The 12541-nt window shown below is 26.7% G+C and carries 11 protein-coding genes; 2 read left to right on the top strand and 9 right to left on the bottom strand.

Going from position 1 to position 12541, the window contains the following annotated elements; translation table 11 throughout:
- Positions 1-398: hypothetical protein (locus tag CRU93_RS14245; RefSeq protein ID WP_164967695.1), on the top strand; the 398-nt coding region annotated here is incomplete at its 5' end.
- Here the strand turns inward: CRU93_RS14245 and CRU93_RS13475 are convergent.
- From CRU93_RS13475 to CRU93_RS13460, 4 genes are all read right to left on the bottom strand, one after another.
- Positions 391-867: an acyl-CoA thioesterase gene (locus tag CRU93_RS13475; RefSeq protein ID WP_129104711.1), complete on the bottom strand. Its 477-nt coding sequence runs from the start codon at positions 865-867 to the stop codon at positions 391-393. The genes CRU93_RS14245 and CRU93_RS13475 overlap by 8 nt on opposite strands.
- Positions 868-994: 127 nt before the next feature.
- A complete protein-coding gene (locus CRU93_RS13470) occupies positions 995-1471 on the bottom strand; it encodes an acyl-CoA thioesterase (RefSeq protein WP_129104710.1) in 477 nt (158 codons plus the stop codon).
- A gap of 10 nt (positions 1472-1481) precedes the next feature.
- Positions 1482-3440, bottom strand: a complete 1959-nt coding sequence (ligA, locus tag CRU93_RS13465) for an NAD-dependent DNA ligase LigA (protein ID WP_129104709.1) — start codon at positions 3438-3440, stop codon at positions 1482-1484.
- Between the two features lie 51 nt (positions 3441-3491).
- Positions 3492-4196 (bottom strand): class I SAM-dependent methyltransferase, encoded by a 705-nt coding sequence (locus CRU93_RS13460; protein WP_164967694.1) that lies wholly within the window; start codon positions 4194-4196, stop codon positions 3492-3494.
- 137 nt (positions 4197-4333) lie between these two features.
- On the opposite strand from CRU93_RS13460, the gene CRU93_RS13455 reads away from it, so the two are divergent.
- The gene (locus tag CRU93_RS13455; RefSeq protein WP_129104707.1) at positions 4334-4897 is read left to right on the top strand and encodes a flavin reductase family protein; all 564 of its coding nucleotides are present in this window, start codon (positions 4334-4336) and stop codon (positions 4895-4897) included.
- A gap of 24 nt (positions 4898-4921) precedes the next feature.
- Here CRU93_RS13455 and CRU93_RS13450 read toward each other — a convergent pair whose 3' ends face one another.
- The 5 genes from CRU93_RS13450 to CRU93_RS13430 all read right to left on the bottom strand — a co-directional run.
- On the bottom strand, positions 4922-7294 hold the full coding sequence (locus tag CRU93_RS13450; protein ID WP_129104706.1) for a methyl-accepting chemotaxis protein: 2373 nt from the start codon (positions 7292-7294) through the stop codon (positions 4922-4924).
- Positions 7295-7415: 121 nt separating this feature from the next.
- Complete coding sequence (locus CRU93_RS13445) at positions 7416-9851, bottom strand: methyl-accepting chemotaxis protein (protein ID WP_129104705.1); 2436 nt, start codon at positions 9849-9851, stop codon at positions 7416-7418.
- Positions 9852-9962: 111 nt separating this feature from the next.
- On the bottom strand, positions 9963-11360 hold the full coding sequence (gene fumC, locus CRU93_RS13440) for a class II fumarate hydratase (protein WP_129104704.1): 1398 nt from the start codon (positions 11358-11360) through the stop codon (positions 9963-9965).
- Positions 11361-11422: 62 nt separating this feature from the next.
- Entirely contained in the window at positions 11423-12259 is an 837-nt protein-coding gene (locus CRU93_RS13435; protein WP_129104703.1) for a DUF5718 family protein, read from the bottom strand.
- 144 nt (positions 12260-12403) lie between these two features.
- Positions 12404-12541 (bottom strand): fumarate hydratase C-terminal domain-containing protein (locus CRU93_RS13430; protein ID WP_164967693.1); only part of this gene is annotated, 138 nt, incomplete at its 5' end.

The following is a 12541-nucleotide window of genomic DNA, read 5'->3' as shown; positions in this document are numbered from 1 at the left end:
AAGATATCTTTTATAACTTTAGAAATGAGTTATTAAATTTTGAAAAAAATAGATTAAAAAATATGAAAAAAGAGTATTTTGATAAAAATGCAAAAACTTTTTTTATAAGATTAAACACAGATGATAATGCTTCATATAAAAGAATATATTATCAAAGTAAGTATTATATGATAATATCAAATTTTGAAGAATCAAAAAGAATGAATAATATTGAAGGTGTTATTCTTGATATTAAAAGACAAAATGGTAAAGATTATGTTTATATAGAAACTTCAGTATCTAAAGAGTTTTTAATAGGCAATTTAATTATTCTTTCAATAATTATATTAAACCTATTAATTTTTTGTTTCAATTTTATTATTTATCTTTTTGCTAAAAAGAAAAAAAGAATTATTTAGAATGTCTTGAAGACATTCTGATTTCTTTTCTTTTTATTGCATCATTGTATCTTCTTTTATCATCTTCTGTTACAAGTTCAATTTGTGGAACTTTCATAACATTTCCATCTTCATCAACTGCAACCATAGTAAAATAACATACATTTGTGTTTTTAATAGAATTATCTCTTGTATCTTCTGAAATAACTTTTATTCCTATTTCCATTGAAGTTCTTCCTGTATAGTTTACACTTGCATGAAAAGTAACAAGTGAACCAACTTTAATAGGATTTTTAAATAATACCATATCAACTGAAAGTGTTACAGCATGATATCCTGTATATTTTGATGCACAGGCATATGCTACTTGGTCAAGCATTTTTAAAATTTCTCCACCATGTACATTTTTTCCTGTAAAATTTGCTTTTTCTGGAGTCATAAGCATTGTCATTGTTAAAGATTTATCTCTTTTAACATTCGTTGTATTCATTATTAACCTTTGTTCTTATAAGTCTTTTTATTTATTATAAAATAAAAATATAGCATAAAAGTAGGATTTTTATTTCTTAAATAAAATTAGAATAAAAAGCTAAAAAAAGTAACAAAATATTATTTAATTAACTTTTATTTTGTAAGTTCTCTCTAAATTTTCTTCTTTTTAGAGCACCTTTATATCTTTGTTTTTCTTTTTTAGTAATTGGAATATATTTTGGAACTGGTTTTGGCTTCATATTCTCATCTACTGATATCATTGTAAAATAACACGTATTTGTATGAATTTTTTCTTTTGTTTTTACATCAGTTGAAATTACTTTTATTCCTATTTCCATTGAAGTAGTTCCTGTATAGTTTATTTTTGCTTTAAAAGTAACTAAAGAACCAACCTTAATTGGATTTTTGAATAGTACTAAATCAGAAGAAAGAGTTACAACATATGTTTTACAATATTGTGTAGCACATGCATATGCAACTTGATCCAAAAGTTTTAGTATCTCTCCACCATGAACATTTACTCCTGAGAAGTTTGCCATAGATGGAGTCATTAACATTGTAAGTTTAACTTTTGTTGGTAAATCTCTTTTTTCTTTTGCCATATAATATCCTTTATATCATTTCATTCATTTGCTCTTCTGTAAGTGTTTTTACACCTAAACTAACAGCTTTATCATATTTACTACCTGCATCTTCACCAAAAATTAGGTAATCTGTTTTTTTTGAAACACTTGAACTAACTTTTGCACCAAGTGCTTCTAGATTTTTCTTGATTATACCTCTACTTACGCTCATTGTTCCAGTTAATACAATAGTTTTGCCTTTAAAGTTATTTTCACTAATTTCAACTTTTTCTTCTATTGTTGGTTCAATAATATCTACTAATTTAGTTACTAATTCTTTATTTACTCTCATAAATTCTACAAAAGAATTTGCCATTTGCTCACCAATACCATCAAGGTTTATTAGTGAATCTAAATCAATATCTATTACATTTAATCCAAATTCTAAACAAATTTGTTTTGAAGCGACTTCTCCTATATGTTCAATTCCTAATGCATTTATAATTCTATATAAAGAAGTTCCTTTTGTATTTTTTATTGCAGATAATAAATTATTTATTCTTTTTTCTTTAAAGCCTTCTAAATCCTGTAAATCTTCATACTTTAATGAATACAAATCTAAAATATCAAATATTTTTTTCTTTTCTACTAATAGTTCCACTATTTTAATACCAAGACCATCAATATTCATACAATTCTTTGATGCAAAGTATATAATAGAATTTGTCACAATACTTGGGCAATCTAAATTTTGACATTTTATTAGTGTTCCTTCATCAAGAAGTTCACTGTTACATTTTGGACAGTTCGTTGGTCTTTTTACTTCTTTTTGTGTTCCATCTCTTCTTTCGTGAAATACTTTAGTAATTTTTGGAATAATATCACCACTTTTAATAATAATTACTTCATCATTTATTCTTAAATCTAACCTTGCAATTTCATCAAAATTATGCAAAGTGGCTCTTTCTACTGTACTTCCATCTATAAGTGTTGGTTCTACTGCTGCAACAGGAGTTATTACGCCTGTTCTCCCAACTTGAAGTATTATATTTTTTACTTTTGTAGTTTTTTCAACTGCTGGGAATTTATATGCACAAGACCATTTTGGAACTTTTACTGTATATCCTAATTCTTCTTGTGTTTCAATATCATCTATTTTTATTACCATACCATCAAGCATCATTTCAATACTATCTCTTGAATCAATTATTTTATGATAAAGATCTTCAATTTCTACTACACTTTTACAAACTTTTTGTAAGGGTGGTTTTACAAAACCTAAAGAGTAAATATATTGCATTAATTCACTATTTTTTTTTGCATTTATGCTATTTTGTCCAACTCCCCAAACATTAAAAAATAGTTTTCTTTTTGCTGTTATATTTGGGTCTAATTGTCTTAAACTTCCTGATGCTGCATTTCTTGGATTTGCAAATAATGCTTCATTATTTTCTAATCTTTGTTCATTGATTTTCTCAAAATCTTTTTTTCTAATTACAATTTCACCTCTGATTTCTATTAGAGATTTTTCTTCTATTTGAAGTGGAATAGAGTGAATTGTTTTTACATTATTTGTTACATCTTCACCTGTTGTTCCATCTCCTCTTGTAATTGCTTGTTTTAAAAATCCATTCTCATATATTAGATTTAAGCTTGCTCCATCAAATTTGGGTTCACAATAATACATCAGATTTTCATTTACTTTTTTAGCTCTAGTTATCCAATCTTCAAGTTCTTGAGTGTTAAAAACATCTTCTTGTGACCACATTCTACTTAGATGATTGGCTTTAGTAAAACCTTCAAGTACAACTCCACCAACTCTTTTATTTGGTGAATTTGGATTAGACTTGTTAGGATAAGTTTGTTCATATGCTAAACAAGCTCTTGCTAATTTGTCATACTCTTCATCTGTAGCAATTGGATTATCTTCTACATAGTATGCATGAGCCCAATTTATAAGTGTTTGTATATTTTTATCATATTCATTTTTAGTAAAAATTTCTGTCATTAAATATTCTTTCTTATATAAAATTTTAGACAAAGATTATATCAAAAAAATTTATACAACCTTTTGAAGTATATCAACTCTAAAAGGTTTTAATAATGTAATTTCATTTCCATTATTATAACTATCAAATTTATCTTTGATTTTTGATTTTAACTCATTTGTTATAGTAACTTCATTATAAGTTGCATTCATCTGTTTTTTTTCAAAATCATTAAAGTTTTCATAATAGACTTCAGTTTGAAAAAATATTTCTTTAAATAGTTTAAATTGATTTGATTCAACACTACTTTTAATAGCTTCAAAGGCTTTTTTTCTTACTTCTTCTTCATTATGAAACATAGCAACAAGTTCATTTTGTAAGCCTTGATGTAAAGGTTCACTTATATATGCAATACCATTTGGTTTAAGAACTCTTTTTATTTCTTCAAGTGCTTTATTCATTAATTCAACTGGTATATGATGAAAAGATTTGAACATAAAAACAATATCAATACTATTATCTTTTACATCAATATCTTCTGCTCCACAAAGTTTAAACTCAATATTCTTTTCATTTAGAGCTAAGTTTAATTCATGTTGGTGCTCATCAACTTCACAGGCAATTACTTTTCTATTTTCACCATTGTTTGCAATATTTCGAGTCATAACAGCTTTTCCACAGCCAAGTTCTAATATTGTTTTATTGTCTAAGTTTAGTGTTTCTATTAAATAATCTTCATTTAATGTTTGTTTAATATTCTTTTCAAGTAGTTTCATTCTCATCCTTTTTATAATAAATAAAGATTATACTAAATATTTATAATTAAATAATAAAAAAAATAATTTACATTTGATTTAAGCATTTTTCTAAAATATTTTAATTAATATATAACATATTAAAAGAGAGGATTGAAATGATTTTAGATTATAAAGAATTAGAAGATTTAAATAGATATAAAGTGATGTCAGATACTGTTGTTCCAAGACCGATTGCATGGATTGTAACTGAAGATGGTGGGGTAATAAATGCTGCACCTTTTTCATATTTTATTCCAATATCTAGTAATCCTGCAACTTTAATAGTTTCAATTGGGCAAAAAGAGCCAGGAGTTCCAAAAGATACTTTGGCAAATATACTAAAAACAAAAAAAGCAACAATATGCTTTGTAAATAAAGACAATATAGAAGAGGTAAAAAACTCTGCACTTGCATTAGAAAAAAATGAGAGTGAAATAGAAAAATTTGAAATTGATGTACAAAAAGTATTGGAAGATTATCCAGCAATGATTAGTTCTTCTCAAACAGCACTTTTTTGTGAATACTATGGTAAGGTAGATATTCCTGGAAAAACTACACCTTTGATATTAGAAATAAAAAAACAGTTTATTGAAGATGATAGAATTGATGAAAGATTTCATGTAAATGTTGATAATGTTGGAAGAAGTGGTGCTTATTTTAAAGCAATGGTTGATTTATAGTATAATAATGAGTGGGAAAAGCTATTAAAAGCTTTCCCATTCATTATCGTCTTTTTGTTCTACCATGATATTATTTTTTGGTTTTTGAATAATTTCTTCAGCAGGTTTTTCTTTTATAAATTTATCTTTTTTTGATGAACTTGCATTTTTCCCTCTAAATTCATTTTTATGAACATTTTGAACAATTTGAATTGCAATATTATTTGTTTCAATAGCAATTGAGTTAGTTTTATCTGCAACTGCTGCATTACCTTGAGTAACTTTATCTAATTGATTTACAGCTTCAGATATTTGAGTCATACCAATTGTTTGCTCTTTTGCTGCATTTGATACATCATCAATAAGATTATTTGTAATTTCAATTTTTTCTTCTAATGATGTAAAACCTTCAATCATTTTATTACTTGCAACTTTTCCATTATTAGCTTTTGTTGTTGCATTTTCAACTAAGTCTTTAATCTCTTTTGCTGCTTCAGCACTTCTATTTGCAAGATTTCTTACTTCTTGTGCAACAACTGCAAATCCTTTTCCTGATTCTCCTGCAGTTGCTGCTTCAACTGCTGCATTTAATGATAATATATTTGTTTGGAAAGCAATTTTATCAATTACTGAAATTGCTTCATTAATGTTATTTACTGTTGAATTAATTTCTTCCATAGCATTAACTGTATCATCAGCAAGTCTTTTACCTTCTTGTGCTGAAGATTTTGTCTCATTTGAAATGTTTAACATCTCTTGAGATTTTTCACTTGTTTGTTTAATATTTCCTGTAATCTCATCAATAGAAGCAGCAGTTTCTTCAAGAGAGGCAGCTTGTTCATTTGCATTGTTATTAAGGTTGTTAACATTATTAGTTAATTCATTTGCACTAGATTTAAGTAAAAGACCATCTTTTTGACTATCTTGAAGTAGTTGAGTCATCATGTTATTTAATTCAGCTAGTTCTTTACCAATAATTCCAGATTTTGAAGGATCTAAAACATCAACAAAGTTTCTTTTTGAGTATTTCCCAAGTGTTTCACTAATACTATTAATGTTTATACCTACAAGTTTTTCAAGATTATTAAGCATATCGTTAAATAAATCTTTTAATTCATTTAAAGAATCAGTAGAACATGCTTTTTGAATTTTTCTATCTAAGAACCCTTGACTAACTTTGTTAACAGTTTGTTTAACATCATCAATAAGAATATTTTCTTCTTCAATAGTTTTTTTAATTTTTTCAATATTAGCATTAATATCAGAGGCCATTCTTCCAAATTCATCATTAGATTTAATGTCAATATTATTAGTACTAGAAGTTTCTTTGTTTAAATATTTAAAGAAAGAGTCTAAACCTTCAGAAATAGAAGATAAATTAAATTTTAAAGCTTTAACACTAAGTAAAATAACACCAGCAATAATTAGTAAACCAATAATAGAAGCAATAATAGAGAAGTTTCTAATATAATTAGCACTAGCAAGATATTCATCTTCAGGAGCATTAACAAATACAGCCCAGTTGTTATCCGTATCATCAATATCAAAAGGTTTCATATAGTAATATGCTTTATGACCATTTCTTGATACTCTTGTAAAAGAAACATCTTTTAATTGATTTATTTTAGCAATCGCATCAACATATTTTTGTTCATTATTTGTAACATGAAGTAGATTTTTTGATACGATAGTTTTATCTGGATGACCTAAAATTATACCATCTTGGTTTATAACAAAAGTATATCCATTATCGTAAACTTTTGTAGTTTGCGCTAGATCAGAGAATATATCTAAAATTACTTCTCCTCCAATAGCACCAACAAACTCTTTGTTTTTATATAAAGGCATTGAAATAGTAATCATTAGAGTATTTTTACCATTTATTTTATAGTAAAAAGGTTTTGTAATATAAAGCTCATGACTCATCGCACCTTTTATAAATTCATTTGATTCATTGTACTTTGTACCTTTTTGAACTATAATTTGTCCATCAAGTTTAGTAACATATGGATTAAAAGCATTATCATCTGTATACCATTCATCAGGAATATTAGAATTGTCAGATTTTGGATTAAAAAGTAAATCAGATTTTTTTGTTGTTGCCCATAAACCAATAATCTCACCATTATTATCAAGTGTATATTTTAGTTTATCAACAAACTCTTTTTCATCAAGTTTTTTATTGTGATTAACAGCTGATTGTGTATCTGCATAAAAAGTATTGATTACATTGATTGCAGAGTTAATCTGTCCTTGAAACTTAGATGCAATTGCATCTGCTTTCTCTTGTACATATTTTTGAGCACTTTCTTGTGATGACTTAACTGATAAATTAGATATAAAAACTATAGTTATTACAAATGCAGCTATAGTTGTACCTAAAATTTTTATTAGTAGTTTATTTCCAAAACTTTTCATCAGAAATTATTCCTTAATTAAATTTTTTTAATTGTAAGATAAAATGATGTCAGAAAAGTGGCAAAAATATGAAGCTATAAAAAATTATTTAATTTTTGTAGTATTGACGAAGGGAAGAGGATTAAAAGCTCTCCCACTCGTCTTCATCGTTGTTTTGTTGAGATTTAAAAACCTGATTATTTTTTATAGGTTTTGTATTATTTTTAGGTGTTGAAGAAATAGTTTTATTTTTCTCTTCAAAAACCTCTCTATTATTTTCTTGTTTAGCTGTATTTGGAGTGTGGCTTTGAACATTACCTTTTCCATCAAAGTTATTTTTATCAACATTTTCAACAACTTTAAATGCAACTGCATTTGTTTCTTGTGCAATACTATTTGTTTTTTCAGCAATTGCGGCATTTTCTTGAGTAAATTTATCTAATTGACCAACTGCATCAGATATTTGAGTCATCCCAATACTTTGCTCTTTTGCTGCATTTGTTACATCATCAATTAATTTACTTGTACTTAAAATTTTATTTTCAAGTTGAGAAAAACCTTCAATCATTTTATTGCTAATCTCTTTACCATTATTTGTTTTTAAAGTAGCATTTTCAACTAAAGCTTTAATTTCTTTTGCTGCATCTGCACTTCTTGAAGCAAGATTTCGCACTTCAGCTGCAACTACTGCAAATCCTTTTCCAGCTTCTCCTGCTGTTGCTGCTTCTACAGCTGCATTAAGAGATAAAATATTTGTTTGAAATGCTATTTGATCAATTACTGTTATTGCTTCATTAATAGCAGTTACTTGCTCATTTATTTCATCCATAGATTTTACAGTTTCATTTGCAAATCCTTTACCTTGTGATGCTGAATCTCTTGTGTCATTTGAGATACTTAACATTTCTTGGGCTTTTTGACTTGTTTGTTCTATAGTACTTGTAATCTCATCAATTGCTGCAGCTGTTTCTTCTAACGAAGATGCCTGACTTGTAGCATTATTACTTAAAGTTTTAACGCTTGAAGTTAATTCTATTGAACTATTTTGCAGTGACATTCCATCTGCTTGGCTAGATTGAAGCATATTTGTAATCATTCTATTCATTTGGATAATTTCATTACCTATTTTTCCACATGATGAAGAATCAAGTTTTGCTGTAAAATCTCTTTTTGTATATGTTGCTAATGTATCAATAATTACATTTAAATCTTTTCCAATTAAACTTTCAAGATTTTTTAACATATCGTTTAATAGATTTTTTAATTCATTTAAAGAATCAGTATCTGTTTGTGCTGTAATTCTTTTTTCTAAATAACCTTTTCCAACTGTATTTACTATTACTTTTACTTCTTCAATTAAGTTACTGTCTTTATCAATACTTTCTTGTATCTTTTTAACATTTGTATTGATATTATACGCCATTACTCCAAATTCATCAGCAGATTTTATCTCTATATTTTTTGGATTTGTAGTCTCTTTATTTAAATATTTAAAGAATTCATCTAATCCAAAAGAAATAGAAGATAAATTTTTATTTAATTTTTTAATTGATAATATGATAATTCCAGCAATAATAATTAATGCTAAAATACCTGCAATAATTGAGAAGTTTCTGATAAAAATTGCATTTGATAAATACTCTTCTTTAGGTACAGAAACAAAAAAAGTCCAATTAGTATCAGTTTGTGCAATTGAAAAACTTTTTGAATAGTAATATGAAGTTTCTTCTGTTGTTGGAGAAACTTTTGAAAATATATAATTTTCACCATTTTTTGAAGCATCTAATGCTGCTTTGTAGTCTTGTTTATCATCAACAACATCATAAATTGACTTTCCTAATAATTTTTGATTTGGATGACCAATAATCATATCGTAACTATCTACAATAAAAGTATAACCATTTTCATAAACTTTTATTTTTTTAGTCATTTCTGAAAATGTATCTAATACTATATCTCCTCCAATAGTTCCTATATATTTCCCTTTATAATACATTGGTAAAGAAAGAGTGGCCATAAGAGTATCAACTCCATCAACTTTATAAAAATATGGTTTTGTAATGTAATCTTTTCCTGATTTCATTGGACCACCAACCCATGCATCATTTTCATTATATACTGCACCTGGTTGTATTTTGTATTTTCCATTTGATTTTGTTATATAAGGATTAAACTCTCCATTTTTATCATATAAAAGTTTATTTGAATTATCTTTTATAGTTTCAAATAATAATCCACTATCTTTTATTTTAAACCATAAACCAGATAAATTAGGGTTGTGGTCTAATACTCTTTTTAAGTACGATACTGTTTCTTTTTCATTGAGTTTAACATTGTTATTTAATGCTTCTTCAAATTTTGACTTAAGCATTCTAATAACAAGAAAAGATCTATTTATATCATTCTGTACATCAGATCCATATTTCTCAGCTGTTTTTTGAATAAAATTCGATGCTTCTTCTTGAGAACTATCATACGAATATTTTGATACAAAAAACATTGATAAACCAAATACTAAAATTATAGTACCTAAAACTTGGAAAAGAAGTTTATTTCCAAAACTTGAACTCTTTTTCATAGCCGTAACTCTCCCCTTAACTTAATTTATATACATTATATCATAATAAATTAATAAAAAGAAGAGTTAAAGTGTCATAAATTGTTTTTAATAGTTATTTTTTTAATTTTATTATTTTTTAGGATATGTCATTTCTTCTGGCTTAACATATTTATTAAATTCTTCTTCTGTTAATAAACCAAGTTTTAAAGCTTCTTCTTTTAATGTAGTACCATTTTTATGGGCAATTTTTGCTATTTTTGCTGCATTTTCATACCCAATATATGGATTAAGAGCGGTTACTAACATTAAAGAATCATTTAAATATTTGTTTATATTATTTAAATTTGGCGTGATTCCCACTGCACAATTGTTATTAAATGACACAATTGTATCGCTTAATAATCTAATAGATTGTAAAATATTATAAGCAATTACTGGTTTAAAGACATTTAATTCAAAATTTCCTTGGCTTGCACTTATACTTACCGTTGAATGATTACCCATAACTTGAACAGAAACCATTGTCATCGCTTCACATTGCGTTGGATTAACTTTTCCAGGCATTATTGAACTTCCTGGTTCATTTTCTGGAATATTTATTTCTCCTATTCCACATCTAGGTCCTGATGCTAACCATCTAATATCATTAGCAATTTTCATTAAGTTACTAGCAAGTGCATTTAAAGCACCACTTAAAAATACTTCTCCATCATGTGAAGTTAATGCATGAAACTTATTTGGATGTGAAACAAAATCAAAGTTAGTGTCAGTCTTTTCATTTAATACTTTACAAACCATATTTGAAAACTCTGGATGAGAATTTAATCCTGTACCAACTGCTGTTCCTCCAATTGCTAGTTCACAAATATACTTCATACTATCATTTAATTGATTTTCTGCTTTATTTAACATATCCACATATGCACTTAACTCTTGACCAAGTGTTAATGGAGTAGCATCTTGTAAATGAGTTCTTCCAATTTTTACTATATTTTTAAATTCATTTGATTTTTTTTCAAAAGTATTTTTCAAAAGTTTTATTGCAGGAAAAAGTTGTTTTTGAATTTCAAGAACAAAAGATATTCTCATTGCAGTAGGATATGTGTCATTTGAACTTTGACCTTTGTTAACATCATCATTTGGATGAACTAACTTCTTAACTCTAAAATCTTCACCTAAAATTTCTGTAGATCTATTCGCTATTACTTCATTCATATTCATATTTGATTGTGTTCCACTTCCTGTTTGCCAAACAACAAGGGGGAAGTTTCCTTCAAGTTTTCCTTGAATTACTTCTTCGCAAGCTTGGATAATTGCGTGTGTTTTATTATTATCTAGTCTTTTTAAATCATTATTTACAATTGCACAAGCTTTTTTTAAGTGAGCAAAACCAATTATCACTTCTTCAGGCATCTTTTCTGTACCAATAGGAAAGTTTTCTACACTTCTTTGTGTTTGTGCAGCCCAATATTTATTATCAGGAACTTGCATTTCTCCCATTGTATCTTTTTCAATTCTATAACCCATATTAATTCTCCTTAAGCTTTAAAAAGTTATTTTAAATATATTATGATAATTAATATCAAAAATCAATTAACTATTTGATATAATTTTGAACACTGTCCTAAATATAAGTCTTTACCACTTATATCATTTATTATATCTTGGTAACTATAAATATGTGCATTATACACATATATAAAAATTTCATCACCTTTTTTAAGATAATTATGTTTTCCAAATTCAGAATATGCTGTTGCACCTGCAGCAATAATTATTCCTTTTGCCTTTTTAGCATTTTTTAAAAATGGAGTTAGTTCTTCTAATGGACCACAATCTTCTTGTGTATTAAATTTATTTACCATCCAATCTTTTAATTGATTGAAAAAATAACTATATGATTTAACTGCTGAAACTGTTCCATAATCATGTAAAATTCCATCTCTTCTTAAAAATGAAGCAATATGAAATCTATTTAAAATTGATTCTTTTTTATCAAAACTATCAATTTTTATAAAATCTTGTGAAATTCCTTTTGTTTTTTCACCCCAGTTCTTTTTACAACTTAGTTTTTTACTATCATTAGTTCTAATTGAACAATCATTAAATGCTGCAAATCTTTTAGGAATAATGTCGACTATTTTTTCATTTTCATATTCAAAATCACAAATTAGTGCTACTTCTGCTTCTACTTGTAGGTTTTCATTTTCTCTACCATGTGTTAGAATTTCTTCATCACAAATAGGATATGTTCCTAAAAAACTATCATGATCTTTTATATAAAAAGGAAATAATCCTTTTGGAGCATTTTTATCTTCTGTTTGTATTACAGAAAATTCATCGGCTTCTCCTGCCTCACCTAGGTGATTTGCAAAGTTTCCTGCAACTGCAAATCCTAAATAATCTCTAAAATCCTCTTTTAACATTTGTATTCCTAATATAAATTTTAAAAACATATATTATATGCTTTTCTTCTAATATCTAAGCAGTAATAAAAAATTAGTTAAATTATTTAAAAAAAGTAGGGTAAAAAGTAAGTAATCACAAGGCTAAAAGCCTTTGTGATTAATTTATAAAGTTCTCCATTTAGCAGGTCCAGTAGTGTGAATAGAAGTACCTTCAGTATCAACAGCAACTGTAACAGGCATATCTTTTACCTCAAACTCATATATCGCTTCCATACCCATCTCTTCAAATGCTAATACTTT

Origin of the sequence: Arcobacter sp. CECT 8985 (assembly GCF_004116495.1) — a bacterium.
Taxonomy (GTDB): domain Bacteria; phylum Campylobacterota; class Campylobacteria; order Campylobacterales; family Arcobacteraceae; genus Malaciobacter.
The sequence above is the reverse complement of the archived record's forward strand: the minus strand, read 5'-3'. Positions and strand labels throughout refer to the sequence as shown.